This is a genomic window from uncultured Psychrobacter sp., assembly GCF_947500265.1.
Classification (GTDB): Bacteria; Pseudomonadota; Gammaproteobacteria; order Pseudomonadales; family Moraxellaceae; genus Psychrobacter.
Genome location: NZ_CANMRN010000001.1, coordinates 1 through 19,204, shown reverse-complemented (window position 1 = coordinate 19,204; position 19,204 = coordinate 1). Strand labels below are relative to the sequence as shown.

12 protein-coding genes and 1 pseudogene are annotated in these 19,204 nt (G+C 38.4%); 7 read left to right on the top strand and 6 right to left on the bottom strand.

Features of this window, described 5'->3' with window-relative positions; all coding sequences use genetic code 11:
• Positions 1 to 19: 19 nt before the first annotated feature.
• The 4 genes and pseudogenes from Q0788_RS00065 to Q0788_RS00050 form a co-directional block, all read right to left on the bottom strand.
• Positions 20 to 1,267 (bottom strand): restriction endonuclease subunit S, encoded by a 1,248-nt coding sequence (locus Q0788_RS00065; protein ID WP_298807136.1) that lies wholly within the window; start codon positions 1,265 to 1,267, stop codon positions 20 to 22.
• Positions 1,257 to 2,792: a type I restriction-modification system subunit M gene (locus Q0788_RS00060; protein WP_298807135.1), complete on the bottom strand. Its 1,536-nt coding sequence runs from the start codon at positions 2,790 to 2,792 to the stop codon at positions 1,257 to 1,259. The genes Q0788_RS00065 and Q0788_RS00060 overlap by 11 nt, the downstream gene beginning before the upstream one ends.
• A 345-nt stretch (positions 2,793 to 3,137) precedes the next feature.
• Complete coding sequence (gene proC / locus Q0788_RS00055; protein ID WP_298807134.1) at positions 3,138 to 3,959, bottom strand: pyrroline-5-carboxylate reductase; 822 nt, start codon at positions 3,957 to 3,959, stop codon at positions 3,138 to 3,140.
• A 17-nt stretch (positions 3,960 to 3,976) separates the two neighbouring features.
• Positions 3,977 to 4,138: pseudogene (locus tag Q0788_RS00050) on the bottom strand (alanine racemase); the annotation flags it as partial.
• Positions 4,139 to 4,808: 670 nt separating this feature from the next.
• On the opposite strand from Q0788_RS00050, the gene Q0788_RS00045 reads away from it, so the two are divergent.
• From Q0788_RS00045 to Q0788_RS00025, 5 genes are all read left to right on the top strand, one after another.
• On the top strand, positions 4,809 to 5,318 hold the full coding sequence (locus Q0788_RS00045) for a hypothetical protein (protein WP_298807133.1): 510 nt from the start codon (positions 4,809 to 4,811) through the stop codon (positions 5,316 to 5,318).
• Positions 5,315 to 7,765 carry a hypothetical protein gene (locus Q0788_RS00040; protein ID WP_298807131.1) on the top strand — a complete coding sequence of 817 codons (2,451 nt, stop codon included), beginning with the start codon at positions 5,315 to 5,317 and terminating at the stop codon, positions 7,763 to 7,765. Before Q0788_RS00045 ends, Q0788_RS00040 begins: the two co-directional genes overlap by 4 nt.
• Complete coding sequence (locus Q0788_RS00035; protein WP_298807129.1) at positions 7,752 to 11,087, top strand: tyrosine-type recombinase/integrase; 3,336 nt, start codon at positions 7,752 to 7,754, stop codon at positions 11,085 to 11,087. The genes Q0788_RS00040 and Q0788_RS00035 overlap by 14 nt, the downstream gene beginning before the upstream one ends.
• A gap of 411 nt (positions 11,088 to 11,498) precedes the next feature.
• A complete protein-coding gene (locus tag Q0788_RS00030; RefSeq protein WP_298807128.1) occupies positions 11,499 to 12,320 on the top strand; it encodes a mannosyl-3-phosphoglycerate phosphatase in 822 nt (273 codons plus the stop codon).
• A gap of 440 nt (positions 12,321 to 12,760) precedes the next feature.
• The gene (locus tag Q0788_RS00025) at positions 12,761 to 13,960 is read left to right on the top strand and encodes a glycosyl transferase (protein ID WP_298807126.1); all 1,200 of its coding nucleotides are present in this window, start codon (positions 12,761 to 12,763) and stop codon (positions 13,958 to 13,960) included.
• Positions 13,961 to 14,602: 642 nt separating this feature from the next.
• On the opposite strand, the gene Q0788_RS00020 is transcribed toward Q0788_RS00025, so the two are convergent.
• Complete coding sequence (locus Q0788_RS00020; RefSeq protein WP_298807125.1) at positions 14,603 to 14,986, bottom strand: hypothetical protein; 384 nt, start codon at positions 14,984 to 14,986, stop codon at positions 14,603 to 14,605.
• Between the two features lie 281 nt (positions 14,987 to 15,267).
• Between Q0788_RS00020 and Q0788_RS00015 the strand changes: the two genes are divergently transcribed.
• Positions 15,268 to 15,924, top strand: a complete 657-nt coding sequence (locus tag Q0788_RS00015; protein ID WP_045455674.1) for an IS1595 family transposase — start codon at positions 15,268 to 15,270, stop codon at positions 15,922 to 15,924.
• Positions 15,925 to 17,134: 1,210 nt separating this feature from the next.
• Here Q0788_RS00015 and Q0788_RS00010 read toward each other — a convergent pair.
• Positions 17,135 to 17,602 (bottom strand): DUF305 domain-containing protein, encoded by a 468-nt coding sequence (locus Q0788_RS00010; protein WP_298807124.1) that lies wholly within the window; start codon positions 17,600 to 17,602, stop codon positions 17,135 to 17,137.
• Positions 17,603 to 18,140: 538 nt separating this feature from the next.
• Here Q0788_RS00010 and Q0788_RS00005 point away from each other — a divergent pair.
• Positions 18,141 to 18,689, top strand: a complete 549-nt coding sequence (locus Q0788_RS00005; protein ID WP_298807123.1) for a hypothetical protein — start codon at positions 18,141 to 18,143, stop codon at positions 18,687 to 18,689.
• Positions 18,690 to 19,204 lie beyond the last annotated feature (515 nt).

The window sequence follows — 19,204 nt, the reverse complement described above, 5'->3', positions numbered from 1 at the left end:
CGTTTGCCATGCGTTTTGATTACCCATCAACCACCACCCGCTTCTTACCTGTCAACAACACCTGCATCAGCGCCTTTTTTTCTTGCTGCAAACTAGCCAATTGCTGCTCAAGCAATTCGATTTCTTTATCGGCATTGGTTAACACGATGGCTATTTTTTGTTGCTCTTTTAAATCTTTAGGAGTTAAAACGTCTAAATTTGCTAAATCTTTTCCGTAAACATGAATAATCGTAATGCCTTGACCTTTTCTAGCAATTTCGAACTTCTTTATGTGAGTAAGAAGATGAGCCATAAATATTGCATCAGTTGCTTTTTTAGGTCTAAGAATATTGATGTCTCCTCCAAGGAGGATACCATCTTCAAGAACTGCTGTAGCATTCGCCAAATCAATTCCTGTAGTTGTTGTCGATGCTGGTATCAACACATCACCTTTTATAGACTTAACAGAGTTTATTTCTCTTGTTCTACTTTTAACTTCGTGAATAACTTCACCATAATGCGTATATAGTTCACCATACAGCACGCATTTATTACCATTTTCTGTTAGCTGACCTTTGGATATACCCTTACCCCGTTTAAAAGAGTATAAACTTCCTAGTTTTATCTCTTCCCACTCACCCTCAAACCTTTTTCCCTCATCATCAAATAACCGCTTTTTCCCTGTGAGCAACTGCTGCATCAACGCTTTTTTCTGCTGGGTGCTATTGTCAATCAAACGCTCGGTGGTGCTAATCGCTTTATCCCAAGTCGATAAAATATTGGCGATTTTTTGTTGTTCTAGATAAGGTGGGGCTGCTATCTTAAGCTTTTTAAAAAATGGTAAACCAATTGTTTTTATAGTCGAGCCAACAGCTTGACGTTCGAATTCATGCTTGTTGAATTGAAGCCAATTATATAAATACCAGTTATTCATTTTTTGTTCATTGTCACATTTCCACGCGATAAAATGTTGACTGACAGCCATTGGTTCAGCCATAACACCACTTTTACCAATGCCAGCATCTCTTGATATAACGACAGTACCAACAGGATGAACGTTAGCTGAACTATTCTTTATACCCTCTGTAGAAATTTCTTTATCTGTCTCGTATACATATCCTTTATCCAGTCGATGTGAGTCAGCTAATGATATCCATTTGATACCACCATTCCAGTACTCAGGAAATGATTTACTCGGTGTATGACCACTACATCGTTCTGCTAATTTATCTAGAAGTTCATATTGCCAACCTTTCGGTATTTGATGGGCATTCAGACTACGCGCCATAACCTAACTCCTTTAGATACCCTGCCATCTCAGTCTCTAAACTATCTAATTCAGTTTTTAATTCAAGACGCTCAGTACGCACCGCATCCAGATCAATCTCTGCCTCTTCCTCAAACGTATCGACATAGCGCGGAATATTGAGGTTAAAGTCGTTTTCTTTAATTTCATCAAAGCTCGCTAGATAAGCGTACTTATCGACACTTTCCCGCACCTTATACGTCTCAATGACTTTAGCAATATTGTCTTCAGTCAGCTGGTTTTGGTTCTTACCTGATTTAAACTCATTGCTGGCATCAATGAATAACACCGTGTCATCAGTTTTGTTTTTCTTAAACAGCAAAATAGCCGCTGGAATACCTGTACCAAAGAACAGCTTTTCGGGCAGACCAATCACCGTATCGAGCAAGTTTTCTTCGATGAGTTGCTGACGGATTTTACCTTCACTTGACGCACGGAATAGCACGCCATGCGGCACGACCACACCCATGCGTCCAGTCGCGGGTTTGAGCGTCTCAATCATATGACTGATAAAGGCATAGTCGCCCTTGGTCTTGGGCGGCACACCACGATGAAAGCGCCCATAGGGATCGCTGCTGGCATCCTCATGACCCCATTTATCCAGTGAAAACGGTGGGTTGGCCGTCACCACATCGAACTGTAATAAGTGCTTGCCGTCTTTGTCGAGTAGCAGCGGATTGCGGATGGTATCACCCCACTCGATACGGTGGTTGTCCTCACCGTGTAGGAACATATTCATCTTGGCCAGTGCCCATGTCGAGCCAATGGCTTCTTGACCGTATAGAGCATACTTCTTAGAATTTGAGTTTTTGCGTACCATCGCCCCGCACTTGATGAGTAGCGAGCCTGAACCACAGGCTGGATCACATATCTCATCACCCTCCACAGGCTCAAGGATAGTCGCCAGTAAGTTAGACACTTCGGGCGGCGTATAGAACTCGCCAGCCGTCGCCCCACTACTGGCGGCAAAGTGTTTGATTAAGTACTCGTACGCATTTCCGATCACGTCTAAGCTACCGACGCGCTCAGCACTTAGATTGAGAATGTCTTTGCCAAAGTCTTCTAATAAGTGGCGGAGTAGCTCATTCTTTTGCTTTTCTTGACCGAGTTTATCCGTGTTAAAACTGATATCTTGGAAGACGTTTTTGAGCTTGGTACCATTGGCTTCTTCGATCGCATGTAGCGCCTCGTCAATACGTTGACCGTTGCCCGGCTGATGACGCTGCTCATACAAGTCCCAAAAGCTCGCACCTTCAGGTAAGACAAAACGCTGCTTGGACATCATGGCGTGGATCAATTCGGGATTGTCACCGAACTGCTCGACCAGCTTGATGTATTCATCGCGGTAGACGTCTGATAAATACTTAAGAAACAGCATGGTTAAAATAAAGTCTTTATAGGTATCGGCACTGATGACCCCGCGAAAAGTATCGCAGGCATTCCATACGGCTTTATTGATATCGTCTTGATTGATTTTGCTAATATTATTAGTGGTACTGGCAGGCATTTGTTATTCCTTAACGCGCTGGAAAATTGCTGGTTGTTATGGTGAGGTAATGATATAAGGGTATATAGTCGATATCTTAAAATGATGGGCTTTTAATTATTAGACTTTATCAAAGCGGCGGCACTGAAAATACTAGGCATTAACTCTAATACTCTATCTACGAAATGGTTAGCTATCAGTGACCCTTTACGCGATGACATAAGCTACTTTTATTTATTCGACATTCATGACGATATTTCACCGTCTAAATATCAAATACTGAGAAGACTCTAGAAAGTGTTATTTAATAATAACCAGACTAAATTCTGTTTATAAGAAGCATTATCTGATGCATACAGTATAATTTTAAAGTTCTTTTTCCATTTGCTCCGCACGTGCAATACACGCATCCATAGCATCGCCAACGGTTTTAGTTAAGCCTTCATCTTTTAAGTGCTCAACAGCTTCGTGAGTAGGACCGCCTTTAGTTGTTACGTTTGAGCGTAATTGCGAAATACTAATATCAGGCTGGCTAAGTGCCATTTCGGCAGCGCCAAGTGCTGTTTGTTGTACTAAGCGACGGGCATCTTCATCGTTAAAACCAAGTGCTTTCGCTTTTTCTTCAATGGCTTCCATAAATAAGAAAAAGTAAGCTGGCGATGAGCCAGTCACAGCAATAATATCGTTTATTTGCGACTCTTGCTCAACCCATACAGCAATACCAGTACATTCAAAGACTTGTTGTACAAACTCGTGTTCATCGGCTGTTTCGTTTGCACCAAATAAACCTGACACGCCACGCCCTAGTAGCGATGGTGTGTTTGGCATGCAACGTACCATCTTAACGTCTTGGCCGAGCATTTCACGTAAACGCTCAACGGTTAAACCTGCGGCAACCGATATAAATAATTTATCACTAAAATCTATGCCTGACTCTTGAAACGATTTACATAAATCGCCCATCATTTGAGGCTTAACAGATAATACAATAACATCAGCATCGCGTAGGGCTTCGTTATTGTCACTGGTGGTTTTTACCTTAAAATCGTCTGCTACCTTTGCAAGCTTTTCTTGGTTGCGGTTTGTAGCAATGATGTTGTTTGCATTAAAACCGTTTTTTACCATGCCACCAATAATGGCATAGCTCATGTTGCCTGTGCCTATAAATGCGATTTTTTTATCTGACATATGTCTGTTATGACCTTTTAAGTTCGCGTTCCAAAAATTTCTGTGCCGATCCTCACCATGGTCGAACCTGCACTGATGGCAGCTTCAATATCTCCACTCATACCCATCGACAACGTATCTACATGAGGATATTGGGCCTTTAGTTTATCAAAGCAAGTTTGTAATTGCTCAAAAGACTGAATTTGTCTCTACGATCGCTTCAGTATAGTACCGTCTTCTTTTTCAGAGTAAACCACTGAGACTCTCTAATGACTGTTAAGTTTAATAGTTGATATTTGTTTATATCTCTGTTAGATTTTAACTCGATACATAATGTATCATTTTATATATAACTGTATTTAAACAGTGGCTAACCCATCGGTGTTTGCACATCACATTGTTATAGCAGTTGTATTAGTCATATTTCGTTCGTGCTGTAGCTATGGACGTTTACCATACGTCTTAGCTACAACTGCTCTTTTCGATAAAGCTCTATCAATAAGTACTAATGAATAGCACGCACTATCACTTGATAGCTGGCAAATAGCATCAAAAAAATCAAAGCCACATGGTGTCTCAAAGCCATATAACACACTTTTCTTACCAGTTTAGTAAAACCTCCTAGCTTTCTTACCTCATCATAAACACCTTTTAAATTCTTAACATTGAGATTTTCGGTCTATTAACAGGATTGTGATCAGTTTTGTCTACAAAAGCTTAGAAGCGTAGCAAGGCGTCACTAGCTGTCGCTTAATTCAAGTTTTTGACTTAAAACCTTATAAATTGGCTTTCAATTGTTTGCTAATCCTCGTAAATTATTAGTGGAGGTCAACGACCAAGTCATCAACTCGATATCTTAATGGGAAAGATGTGAAATCACTATCGATCGCTAAGCTACAAACACTCAATGTGCTTGTATATCCAGAAGTCATTAGTCTGTTTGATATTTATACCTGCCATATCAGACCACTTCTGAATAGCCAGGCTATCGAACTTGAGCAAAGTAATGCTTGTTCAAAACTTACCTGCTTTATAAAAGAGGAGGAAAAGTGGTTCTTGCTCAATAACTTTGAGCTATTTCATATGGCAAAAAGCCCTTATATTGATTTTGATCTATTAAGAGAAGAAGTAGCCGTGAAATATATATCAAAGAAACAGTCTAATTTTGACATCAGTTTTTACGAGCTTATTGATCTCATCGCAAAATACAATAAAAAAATAGATATCAAGCTCATTTACACGCAGCTAAACGAGATCTTGGATCAAGAGATAAACCAAAAATTATTTGGCAAAAACATTTTTGCTATTACTACATTTTGTCGGCTTATAAACATAAGTGAGCAAACTTATTACAAGCGACCTTCTGAGGCTGTTTTATGACTGAGAATGATGATACCTCTCCCAATGAAGAACACTGGCTGTCGGCACAGACCATTGCTCATATAAAGAATAATAAAGCACTTGTTTACCCAGAATCTGTCTTAAAGGCTATCTCTACCATTATTGCTACAGTAGATGGTAGTTATGAACGAGATGACGATGCGATTGAGTATTTATCAGAAACTGTCATACAAACACTACAAAAAAGGCCAGTTGACGATCAGTATATGCAAATCAATCGTAAGAATTTGGCACAAAAACCATTGATGATGCAACTGCTTATCCTAATGCAAAATATCGTCATTAAACGGCAGTTAGGTCAAGCAGTGCAACAACTAGTTTGGTTATCCATAGCGATGCACACAGCAGCTCTACTTATCTTTCACAATAGAAAAACTGACACTGATAATATATTAATGCAGTTTAAACAGGCGCAGTTTTCAGGATCTTCCAGACGAATATGGATTTGGCGAGAACTACCTGATTTATTTCAGATGACCATAAGTGTAGAGTACATATCTACCACCTTCAATGATCTATTAAAGCAGAAAAAAAGTGAGAAATTAAAGAAAGATGAATCGGATGAAAAAGCCAAACTGAACCAAATAGAGAAAATAACGACCGCCTATCAAAATGCGCATACGTCACGCAAGCCTAGACCCAAGTATAAGAAGCCGCCTAAACATATTAAAATTATAGCTATCAACTTAGCAGATAACACATCGAAATTACCCTTAGACTCTGCCGCAACGAGCCACAACTGGAATACTACGCCTAGTAATGATGCATGGGGTAACACACATGATTATATAGAACACAGCGCTATCGCCATAGATCTTGCATTTTTAGACGCTAACACTGAAAGCTATGAAGGGTTAACCACCAGCTTTGAAGAGCGTATTGATCACTATGAAGCACCCTATGTCAGCTATGGCGAATATCCAAACTCGTTAATCAAACACTCTATACCGCTCCAAACTATAGATTTATCGCTACAGCAGAACTACATGTCTCAGCGCAATCTCGCGCTTAACTCTAACACGCGCTTACTCTCCCTTGCCGGCTACCAAGCGTTATTTGCGGCACTCAACCAAGACGCCAGCACCTTGCCAGAATCAGAGACTGATAAAACCTGTGCGGGTATTTTACTGTTATCTATGATTACTGGACTGCCAGTTAAATCCTTACTAATACCCGGCTATATCGGTCATCCTGATATTTTCAAAATTAAAGGTAAAAAGTATTACATCGAACACAGCTTAGGTATTACCGAAAAGTCCACAAGCCAAACATTGCTCGAAAATGATTATGAAAATACTTCTGATACCATCAAAGTTCCACTGCCGGTGTGGCTGATAGATGATTTACTTGCTTGCGAGTTACCATCAAAAGAAGATTTTACGGCTTATCTTGCCGCCTTACGTAGCAGCCTTGGATTGCCGTACCTGTCCGTCAATCGTATAGAGACTGCACTACATGTCGTGCTCTCTCGCTATACGCCTGATTGTCATGCACATATCGCCGATATCATCTGTCGCACGCCTGCGTCCCATGCTCCTGCGATGTACTATAGTAGCCACACCAGCGAAGCACTTATGGATCACTATAAATCAGCACTGGGTATATTTAATAGCAACAGTGATTTTGACCTAACTTATATCATCGCTTGGCGCAAATATACAGTGGGGTCAGGGTTTGCGCTAAAGATTGAAACAGTTTGCGACATCATAAATGAGATGAAGTACTGGACCGATCAAAGTTCAAACGATGAGGAGCACTTTAACAGAACCAGTATTTTTGTATGGTTTGTCTTTTGCCTTTTAACCGGTGTGCGACCGAACAACGGCCTTGGCAAGATGTACGATATCGATCTTGATATGGGTTGGCTGCTCATCAATGACAAGCCTGTTAAGAAAGTTAAAAGTGATCGTCTCATTCCGCTATGCCCCACACTTATACGCCATCTAACAGACTATAGAGCGTATTTGATTAATTATCAGGCAAAGCACCAAGGTCATCATGACATCAGCGCTATCATTGACAATATCCGTTTAGGTAATGATGAAGCACTATTAAAGCTGTTGTATGAGCGAGCTCCTACTGCTAAATCCCCTACTCTTAAAGACATCAAGCGTGGCGATGCTTATCATATGACCAAGCACATCATTGACGCCAACCCCTATTGGACACGCCACTTTGTTCGTACGCAGCTTGAAAAGCTTGGCGTTTCCTTATCGCTGATTAACACGGTTATTGGTCATGAAAAAGCTCGTCAAGAAGTATTGGGACGTTTCTCATCAAGTAGTAAAGCAGATATTAAGCGTGTAGCATCGGTGTTTGAACAGATCGCAGCACAGCTTGGGTTATCAGATATTACAATCAACCATTACCTTAATTCAAATCATGTTGGCACAAGCACTGCAGAGGTTGACCATGCTAATAAATGAAATACAGCTGCCAAAAATTATTGATGACTTAGCAAAGTTTGATGGTAGGAAAAAGCGCTACGTGCCTTACCCATCTATACTCAAAGACAGTGACACGGTAAGGACACGTGAGATACAGCTACTCGCCGACTTACAAACCGAATGGGAGTCGTTGAAAAGGATTCATCCTGGAAGTATCGGATTCATAAAGTCTTTCAATAAATACTACCAACAAGCGCTTTGGCCCAATAAACGCATCTTTTCATTTTCGCCAAGCTCTAGCGATTATTTTGATTTGTCATGGCTATCTTGGAGTCAATCTTTAAGCCAGTTTCAGATAGAGCTTTATAGACAATTGGAACCATTGTCTCAAGAGGGTTTTGATGAGTTTCAGTCAATCATTGAAAACAAAATTGCAAAAGCTTACGAGTCATCTAGAACACTCAAATATGTCTGGCAAGTCGTCGTTAAGTTCGTTGAATATCAAAATAAGCACCATATGCTTGCTGAGCATCACTATCCCAAGATAATCGCGCCACAACCTACTAAAATTAATCCACTAATTACAAATACAGCTTGGTTAAAAGACGGTAAGGCGCTGGTCAAAATTATTCGCGCAGTAGAGCATAATTGGGAGCAAACAGCCGATTATAGCCAAGATCAGATTATAGGCTGGCTGATATTCTCAGGAATTGTGTATGGCGGTATCAATGAGGTACAAATGCTTCAAGGGTGGCTTATCTCATTGCTCACCAAAGAGTATCAGCCATTCATCAAAGAAAGGATAATGGTCTCGCCGCGCTTTGTACAAAAGCGCTTTGGTAATGAGCGAGAAGAAGAAAGTGACCAGCTTTACAACACCAAGCAAATCGTTGTAGATATGGTCAGTCAGTGTTGGCTGATGCATTATCATACAAAAAGTAGTCAAGTAGAGTTTGAACCTATCATTGCCAAGCTGTCAGAAGATAAGATAAAACAATACTTGGCTGTGGCTTTGTCTGACGTGATCAAGCCTTTGGGTATTAAGCCACTTCCCTTTTCAAGGTTTTTATATTACGCCAGTTACTACTGGGAGGAGCTGGAGGGCGCTGATATTGATCATGCTTCAGTTGGGGTGCTGCGAGGTATGCATAACACGGCTGGACTGAGCACGCAGGACTTTGGTCGGTTTTTGAACCAAAAATATCAGTATAAAGAGGAGCCGTATGATCTAGAACATATTTTGACGCTGTCTATCAGCAAAAACTCTGTTAATCAAAACGAGACATCTAGTACTTCTACCAAGAAAATAGAGGTTAGAAAGTCTGATTTAATTATGAATCTGACTAAAGACTTCAAAATGGATAAAAAACAGAAACAGAAAAAAACCAGCAAAAAGCCGCCTACTCTTATCGAAAGAGTACAAAAACGCTATGAGCAATACGATGACTTAAGTGAAAAGATTTTATTAGATTGGGTGCTAAGTTTACTCAATAGAAAAGAGTCAAAATCACTTAGTAATGAGTCTATTTTGAAATATATTAGAACCATAGGCTATGAATGGTTATATTTCACAACGGCTCAGCCGCTTGATATTTGGTCAGAGGAAGAGTTTGAAGAGCTCTATGAAGACATCTTAGAATACAAAGCTGTCGTACGAAACAATACTGACATTGGATACTCTGCCAATTTATTGAAGAGTATGCACAACTTTGCTAAGAGCAAATACAACCTACCCTCCGTGAACTTCCAGCAGTCCAAAAATGGTCGGCGTGTACGTGCGGAGCTGATATCACCGCAAGCGTACCAGGCCATCATTACACAGATACTGGGTTCTGTAGATATATTGGAGCGGGAGATGTTCGCGCTTTTATTTATCTTAGTCTATCGTACTGGGATGCGCAAAAAAGAGCTGTTGGGACTTAAGTATAATGACATCGAAGGCTTAAAAACAGCTGTACCCTCAGTGGTAATCAGGCCCAATAGCTACCGTCCCACCAAGACTCAAAGTAGTATTCGCCGCGTTCCCTTATTTGCCCTCCTCAAACCTAATGAACTGAATTTTTTTATTAACTTTGTGCAGAGTAATATTGGCGAGAGTTCAAACAAATTTATCTTTACCTTATCATCAGAGCAGCGCCCTATTGATGACCATGTTCCGTTGCAGTTACTCAAACGAGTCTTAAAAGACATATCGGTAGATGATAATGTAGCAGAGCATACCTTTCATGGGTTTAGGCATACGGCAGTGAGCAACCTATCTTTAGCGCTAGTAGGTCATTCAGACCTCGTAGAGGCACTCACCGATTATGACAAAAGCGACGTACTGCGTATAAAAGAAGGCCTACTCGGGGAGCATAACAAGGGACAAGATCGCTGGTACGCTCTCTCAGGCATTATGGGACACCTGTCACCTGAGCGTAGCTTTGAGTATTACAACCATTTTGCCACGCTGATGGCAACCTACGCGCTTAGTAAAGTAGATATAAAGCTGCAAAATAGAACGCTGTATAACGTAACAGGTTTTACCAATAAAAAGCTCAAAGAAAATAATGCGACTTTCCGTAATAGTAGCGTCAGCATACCTAGTATTCGTACACTTTTATTTAAAAATATCATAGAGAACAAACGCAAGTCACCGAAGTTTACGGTCGAAAGCTGTGATAAGCAATTTCTCTTGAGTACCAATACGCCAGCCAATAATGAGCTGTTTGGTCGTTATGGTCTAAACCGAGTACAGCTTCTACTACAGACCTATGATAAAGAGATACCTTTGAGTAAAGCGGCTCAGTTGGCAAATATTTCTATTCACGATGCAAATATTTTAATAAAACGTGCGAGCGAGATTACCGACATCACTACCAAACGCGGCAAACCTCGCTTTGTTAAGCTATCAGATTCAAACACCCCTGTACTGAGTCCACTGAACATTCAATACCAAAGTGATTTAAGATTACTATCGCTTTTGTTAAATAATGCCTATCGCTTACGAGAAAAGTCAGGGACTGACTGGACTTGGTTTATTGAGATATGTCGTGAAAAACTGTCTAATAGCAGAGCATACCTACCATTTAGAACAGAAGATGAGAAGGAGTTACAGCGTTTCATTGATATTGCTGGGAAACTGCTACCTTTGAAGCGTTGGCTGGTGAGTAGCAACGAAGATCTATTGATGAAAACTATGTCATCTACTGACTATCAAGATATTAAACAGCAATCTAATCAGTCAAAAAATGCTCTCCATATCGGTATTGCTAGTCAAGACTATAGAGAGCAAACGAATAAATGGCAATACTCACCGCTACTACGGTTTTTTATTCATATGATACTGATTACAGATGAAAAGCTATCTATTGCAAATTAAGTTTTTTGTCTCAAAAAATTTTAACATAACGTCCGATACCTTCAGTATAAAGACGTTTAGACTTATCTAAGCCCCAAAAGCAGATTTTTTTGATAGACTGGTGTTCACTAAATTGATTGTATGTTTGCGTTATTAAATAGTAAGTGCTTTCAGCATGATAAGCTTAAAGACAGTTACGGTGCTGCGATCATAATAGCTTGTGTTTTTATTTGGTTGCCTTTGATTTGAATTCTATACTGCCCCTAATCTAAGTTGTAATAAACCCAAGTTATTAGTCCATAAAGTAATTGCTCAAAGGGTTGTTCTAAAGTGCTGGATGTCATGAGAGATTCCATGGCATTTTTGACTGCGTTTATTTCAATAAAAACCGCTAAGAAGTGGTCTGAAATAAGTTGACCATGACAAATAATTGTGTTGTATTCTACTGCTATGAAGAAGAGATATCTTGTATTTACCGATTTAGATGGAACACTACTCAATCACCAGGATTATAGTTTCGCTCCTGCAAAAGAGGCCTTAGCACTCTTAAAGTATCGCTCAATTCCTCTTATTATCGCTACGAGTAAAACCTTTAGTGAAGTAGTAGTGCTTCAAAAAGAGTTAGGCATGCGGCAGCCTTTTATTGTTGAGAATGGTGCTGGAATATTTGTGCCCTCAGAGTCTGTACTTGCAAAAGAGGTGGCGTTTAAAGAGGAGTGGATAAAATTCTCTAAGGCGCACTCCTACATAGAACTGAGACTTTTTTTCACACACATGAAACAGAGCTACTCTGTAAAAGGTTTTGGAGATATGAGTGTTGATGAAGTAATGCAGCATACAGGTTTGCCAAGAGAAGAGAGCCTAAATGCCATGAAACGCGACTTTAGTGAGCCTTTTTTGATGCAAGACGAAAGAGGGCTTGAGGCTCTTAAAAAAGAGGCAAATGAAGAAGGCTTTGATATAGTAAAAGGGGGAAGATTTTTTCATCTTGTCTCACTCCTACAAGACAAAGCAAATGCCATGCTGACACTTGCTCACATGTATGAAGAGTATTACGACCAAAAGTGTACCAAGATAGCCCTTGGTGATAGTGCAAATGACTTTACTATGATAAAAAAAGCAGATATTGGTATTTTAGTTCCCCTCTATGATGGCTCTTTTAGTGCCATAGGAAACGCAGATATAAAAAGAGCAGCCTACCCAGGACCAAAAGGTTGGAATAGCTCTATACTGGAGATATTTGATGGACTCTAAAGCGCTTGCAAGAGAGATATTTGCCGATGCACTTGAGGCGTCTTTACTAAAAAAATTCGTCTCAAAATATGGCTAGCTTAAATAAAAGACTTTAGGTGTAGGTAGCAAGAAATATGGTACCCCCCTAAACATAAGACTGTAGTGGCACAAATATGATAGATGTAGCGATAATAATAAAAGGTATCCGTGAAGGTTAGAGTGCCGCGCTTCGCTTGCAATGACACTTGCTGTCACTGCGAGGTTTTGAAAAATCATGGCAGTCTATAGTCGATGCACTTAAAAAGTGTTATAGCGCTACTAGGATGAATTTTACGCAGCCTCTGTCTGCGTAGGCACAGCATGCAAGTAAAATTTGTGCTAGTAGCGCGTTTAAATTTATATAACCGTTTTATTTTCAACTGATCATAGTTATGCGAGATAACATCAAAAGGGAGAGTAAGATGTCAGATTTTTTTCAAAACGGCGTTATAACAACACTACAAAATGTGGGAAATCGCTCCTTAGAAAGCATAGAAGAAGAGTTGTTGCACTTTTCAAAACGCAGAAATATGGTGCTTTTGCTTCCCGCTCTGTACTCAGAGTTTGAAACGCCAGCGATGCAGACTATTATTGATGAGCTTAAAAGCGTGAAGTATCTCTATAAAATTATACTCGGACTCGACGGTGCAACTGAGGAGCAGTTTTTAGAAGTAAAGAAGCGTATGAGCGTTTTGAAGTGTAGTGTTGAGGTACTTTGGAATGATGGTCCAAACGTACAAAAGATATATAAAGAGCTTACAGATGAGGGTTTTCCTGGTTTAGACATTTCAGGAAAAGGTCGTAATGTCTGGACGATGATAGGTTATGGTCTCACAGATCAAGATAACTATGCTTTTGCCCTGCATGATTGTGACATAGTAAACTACTCACGAGCGCTTGTTGCACGGCTTTTTTACCCCATAGTACACCCAGGACTTGATTTTGAGTTTAACAAAGGCTATTACTCTCGCGTTACAAACAAGCTCCACGGTCGTGTGACCCGTCTTTTTTATACACCACTCATAAAAGCACTCAAGATCACTTTTGGCTCAAACCAGTACTTGGAGTATATGCAGAGTTTTCGTTATGCCCTCTCTGGAGAGTTCGCATTTATCCGCTCTCTTGGTCGTGGTATTGCGATTTCTCCTACTTGGGGGCTTGAGGTTTCAACACTCTCAGAAGTTTATAACAACACCTCAAGCCGTCGTATCTGTCAAACAGAAATCATGGAGAGTTATGAGCATAAACATCAAGACTTGGGCTCAAAAAGTGAAGGTGGTGGCATTTACAAGATGGCAAAAGATATAGCTAAAACTCTTTTCAGAATTTTAGCTCAAGAGGGAGTGGTTTTTTCAGAAGCCTCTTTTAAAACACTCCTTGCTTCATACTACCAGCAGTCGCGTATTGAGATTTCAAAGTACAATACACTCAGTAAGATAAATGCCCTTGAGTACAACCGCCAAAATGAGATAAGGGCAGTCGAAGCTTTTGAAGAGGCTATCAAAGAAGCTGCAGCTGCGTTTTATGAGGATCCAATGGGTGTGACATCCCTCTCTCCGTGGATTACAGTGCGTTCCGTTTTACCTGAATTTTCCGATAGATTTAGAGCGATGGTAAAGTAGGAGTCAGAATGATAGTTATGACCCCAGTTCGGAATAAGTGATTCATTAAGCTGTTGACAGTAACGGTCTAACTCAATGTAATTGTACTTACTCTGTGTAAGGTTAACGTAGTATATTCATTTTTAATTACTTATCTTTAGGCTATAACCCTAGCGGAACTACCAAAAAGACTTCAAAAACATGTTAACAGACTATTTAAAACAAGCTGATATAATGGAACCATCTATAACAGACTTTTGAACTATGAGATTAGTCGCTATGTTTTTTTCTATCAATAGCCTATAGCTATAGTTGAGTTTGATAGTTTCTTTTATTACCTTGTGAAATATTGAGCTTACTCTGGTATGTTACGCTTTTTATCGGATAGGCTTTTTAGTACCCAACAGAATTATCTTTTACATCTCTATAAAAATAAAATGAGTAAGTCGTGCTCTTCAATTATCAAAGCTATTTAAACTTAACTCTCAACAAAAAAACGGCTTTACTACACTAAGAAAATTACTTTTCTCGTTATAGTAAAGCCGTCGGTATTTCTAAGTATTCAGCACACAACTTATTAGTTTTTATGATTTTCAGATAAGTTGTTATCCCTACTGTAAGTTTAATCCAAATATAGGTCGATTTTACTCTGACATCTACGATTTATTGAGCACTTTCTACTGGGTCTTGATTGAAACTCGTATTGTCTTCGTCTACCATCGTGGTGTCACTAGTTATTGCGCCATCAGTCATTTCATCGGTTGTAGTACTATCCGTCATCGTATCGGTAGTGTTTGTATCAGGTGGATCCATAGGACTATCTGCATCGGCCATGCCCATATTCGTAGTTGTTTCACTCGGATCTGTGTCCATCCCTACTTCAGTATCAGACGGTTCTGTTCCAACAGCAGTAGCTTCAGTCGTATCTATGCTGCTATCTGGCGTCTCTTCCACTTCGTTACTACAAGCACTAAGTCCCACAACGCTGACCAGTAACGCAATCCATAGTTTACTTTGAAGTGAATGGCTAGAGGTTATTGTCTTCATTTTAATATCCTTAATAAAGTTAAGATGGATAGTATCGCTAAGATAAATCATTAATATGGTATTAAACATTACAACTTAACCATTACTTTAAATGAATTCCAATATTAACACATATGTCGACTAAGACGTTTTTGTTAAGTTTTAATATTTTTTAATGAGTTTTTAATAATAATGTTAGTAATGTAAATAATTATATGACCCATACTTTCATAACTGGAACATAGTCTTTTGCACTTAAAAATAGGGGCTGTAGTAGATAAGCACTATGCTAGACTACTTTTATGAAGATAACCCGTTGTAAACTAAGTAAAAAAGCACAGCGAAGGCTGTTAGAGTTTTTTACGGCTGAAGTGACTGCTAGAACAGCCGCAGATTTGCTTGATATTCAGCCTAATACTGCTGCACTTTTTTATCATAAAATAAGACTTGTGATAGATTACCATCTCTCATTAGAAGCTGATGAGCTTTTTGATGGTGAGGTCGAATTAGATGAAAGTTACTTTGGCGGTGTACGCAAAGGCAAAAGAGGTCGCGGGGCAGCTGGTAAAACCGCTGTATTTGGTATTCTAAAACGAAACGGTAAGGTTTATACCATTGTCGTAGCAGACACCAAACAGACTACCCTAATGCCTGTTATTAAGCGTAAAATCAAGCCTGACAGCTTTGTTTATACGGATAGCTATCGAAGTTACAATGCATTAGATGTGAGTGAGTTTAAACATTTCAGAGTCAATCACTCTATAGAGTTCATTTGCGGTAAGAACAATCACATCAATGGCATTGAGAACTTCTGGAATCAGTCCAAACGAACACTCAGAAAGTATAATGGGATTAATAAGAAGAACTTCCATTTGTTTTTAAAAGAGTGCGAGTTTAGATTCAACTATGGCTCACCATCTAATCAGCTGAAAACCTTGAGAAAATGGTGTGATATTTAATCCTTATCTACTACAGCCCCTAAAAATATTATTCATCAAATCAACTAAACGATCATTACTACGAGTGAGTCCAGCATTTTAACTATAGTTCAATAGGTATCAATAAAGCTTTAAAAGTACTGATGCTAGCAAAAATAGATGCTTTGACGCCTAGAATTTGTCTTATAAAGACAATAGCTTATCTAACTAATATTAACGACTACATTTCTTAGGGTTTTGCTACTATATGGATGAGAGTGAACTGATTTACCAACGGCAATAATTGGATCAGATAGTAGCAACCGTAGAGGGCATATTAAATTGGTGAAAAACCTAGGATCGATGCTTGCTCTAGCCTTGTGAGTTAAGCTGAAATAGCCAAGCGTCCTTGTAACAATGAAGCGACGACCGGAAGTTTTTCCATAGACAACTTTCCTGTGAACCCAGACACGCACCCTATCTTTGACGATTTTGTGGAAGGAAAAATTGCAATAAGTGGAAGAGTTAAAACATACTCACTATACTAAAATAGCATTTAAAGATAATTAACTATTAATGCTTTCCATAATTTCAGGATATGCTCTAGAAAACGTTTAGCAAATAGTTTTTGCAAGTTTTAGGTCGTTAGATTGTACTCCTAACGTCGAGTAGAAAATATCAATATTCGTGAACTCTCACTCTTATTTAAAATGAATGCTTAGATTTTTTAAATAACTTTTTGTTCCAATAATGTCTCCTAGAGGAATAGGAATGGCTCCATAGTGAGGGCTTAAACCTTGAGCTATAGACTAATGATATCAATGGCTTTTCTTACTGAAATAATTAAGTTTACTTACAAAATATACTTTATTACTGTTTGGTGCACTATACAGGCATCAAACTGCTAGTATTAAATATAAGCTTAATAACTATGAAGTCGTTGACATAGCCCATTATCATCAAAACCTCTCAAGTTAGTTTCTACGGTATTAACAGCCCAGATTAGTGAGGTAGCTCCCACTATCGTAATATCGTCTATGCGCTCACCATCGATAAAAGTCTGCTGTGTGGTTTTAATATTGAACTTGTATTTAAGCGATTGGGTTTCAGTAACATTAGTCAAATGCTTGCCTTCGCTTTTAAACCAAATCGACGAACACGATCAGGTTTGACCATTCGGTAAATCCCTGCTGTTTTCATAGCCTACCTTCCTGCCTAATCTCTAGCTCACACTTTCCAAACCACTTATGCTTCACTCGAGCTCTTCAATGAGTACTTGCATCTCAGTGATTTCACGCTTCTGTGCTTTTATGATATCGTCGGCAAGTTTACGCACACGCGGATCTTCGATATCGGCACGTGAACTGGTCAAAATTGCAATCGAGTGATGAGGTATCATTGCTTGCATCCAATCGACTTGATCAACTGTCGCTTGCGATCTTACACCCCAAATACCAACAGCAAACATTAATACGCTTAGCCCATAGAGCATTAGGTTGAGCTTGGTTTTTTTGTACATATTTGTCATAAATGCCAACATAACTACTGCCATACCTGCACCCATATATAGCGCCATGTAAGCTCGGGTTTCACTGAAATAAATATGATCCCACTCATAAGTATTGAAATACATCATGATATACATAACGACAGTCGAAGTTAAAATCATTAGGGTGAATTTTACATAAGGGTTCATACTTTTTTGCTTAGAAGCATCCATGATATGGCCTCCATTATTTTATTGAGTTAAAAAGAGTGGACAATACAAACCAGAGTTTGCCCTGCAATTGAACTACTAGAATCAAGTAATGAGAATTAAAGAGAACTTAACAATAATTTTACACAAGCTAGCTATGGCTTTATCAGTGATGCGGAGCTAGTTTGAAAATTCAAATTGAACTTGTAATTTTATTATAGTCGCTTTCCTTATGTTTCAAATTTTCTAATCACATAGGTTCATAAGCACTAGATTATTCAATCTATTGAATAGTCAAATAAGGGGTGGCAAAAGCTGCTTCCTTATCAAAAGTATCTTCCGTTCTGGTATTTTTTTATCATGTAAACTTTCAGCACTAATAATACAAAACTTTCTATTAATATCTCTAACTTTCTATTTTTTTAACTTACCATTTAGATTGACTTAAGGTACTGGATAATTAGTACATATCAGCTCATATCTATTATCACAAAACTAACTAAAATATTTTTCACACCTATTATATAATATATTTGCATATTAAGCTTTTAGGAAGGAGATCATGGAAAAAATAGCGCTTATCAATATTCTTTTATATTTCATCTTTCCTTTATGGATAATAGCAGGTTTCTCAGATTGGCTTTGTCATAGACATACGCATCTAGAAAAAAATTCAGGAATGAAAGAATCGTTAATTCATAGCTTGATGCTTTTAGAAATTGGGATACCAGTTAGTGTAGGTTTGATTCTTGAAATCTCTCCTCTTTTGCTTTTTTTTATGATATTTATGTTTTTTATACATGAAATTACAGCTATATGGGATGTTAGCTATGCAATAAAATACCGTTATATTTCTCCTATAGAACAACATATCCATAGTTGCTTAGAGTTACTGCCCCTATGCGCGCTTCTCATCGTTTTAGCTCTCCATTGGGAAATATTTATAGCTATGTTCAGTGGTAATTTAATAGATGGAAAACCTATCCTAAGATTAAAAGAAAATCCTATTCCTGCTAGTTATTTATTACCTTTGTTTACTGGCATTATATTTTTGCTAATACTTCCTTTCATAGAAGAGCTATGGCGAAGTGTGAGACTAAAATATAAATGAAATATCAATTAAATTAAACTGACTTTAATGGTAAAACCATTTGAGGATTATTTATTATTGTCTTTCATGATGATTGCTAATAGTTTAGCTTCAACCTTATTTTCTCATAAGTCAGATAAAGCTTTTATTATTATCTTCAGCCGTTTTTCATTCACTAGAATATCCTTATTGCAATCTCTCAAAATTTTAACAGTTTCTGCTCTGAGTACTACACTGTAGCCTATAACTCTACTATTTTAGGCTGAATTATGTCAATTCGCTTAGTTCATAAAATTCGATTTTAAACTCTTTTTTTAAATAAACATTAACTACATATCGAGACTGTGTAATAAATTTAATTAATTACAAAAGTTTAGTAAATTGATTATAAAAACTGACAATATTTGGCTTTTTTTATGGCTATATTATTAAAAAACTTACTGATTATCAATTTTCATCTATAGTCAATCCAAAATAAAAGAAGTACAACCCATATTATGAAATAGTTTAGGTAGATTATTCTCCATCCAACCTTG

Bases quoted from the DNA above. Each gene is read 5' to 3' on its own strand.
- proC (WP_298807134.1), bottom strand. From the start codon at position 3,959: ATGTCAGATAAAAAAATCGCATTTATAGGCACAGGCAACATGAGCTAT.
- Q0788_RS00040 (WP_298807131.1), top strand. From the start codon at position 5,315: ATGACTGAGAATGATGATACCTCTCCCAATGAAGAACACTGGCTGTCG.
- Q0788_RS00020 (WP_298807125.1), bottom strand. From the start codon at position 14,986: ATGAAGACAATAACCTCTAGCCATTCACTTCAAAGTAAACTATGGATT.
- Q0788_RS00060 (WP_298807135.1), bottom strand. From the start codon at position 2,792: ATGCCTGCCAGTACCACTAATAATATTAGCAAAATCAATCAAGACGAT.
- Q0788_RS00005 (WP_298807123.1), top strand. From the start codon at position 18,141: ATGGAAAAAATAGCGCTTATCAATATTCTTTTATATTTCATCTTTCCT.
- Q0788_RS00065 (WP_298807136.1), bottom strand. From the start codon at position 1,267: ATGGCGCGTAGTCTGAATGCCCATCAAATACCGAAAGGTTGGCAATAT.
- Q0788_RS00010 (WP_298807124.1), bottom strand. From the start codon at position 17,602: ATGGATGCTTCTAAGCAAAAAAGTATGAACCCTTATGTAAAATTCACC.
- Q0788_RS00035 (WP_298807129.1), top strand. From the start codon at position 7,752: ATGCTAATAAATGAAATACAGCTGCCAAAAATTATTGATGACTTAGCA.
- Q0788_RS00015 (WP_045455674.1), top strand. From the start codon at position 15,268: ATGAAGATAACCCGTTGTAAACTAAGTAAAAAAGCACAGCGAAGGCTG.
- Q0788_RS00025 (WP_298807126.1), top strand. From the start codon at position 12,761: ATGTCAGATTTTTTTCAAAACGGCGTTATAACAACACTACAAAATGTG.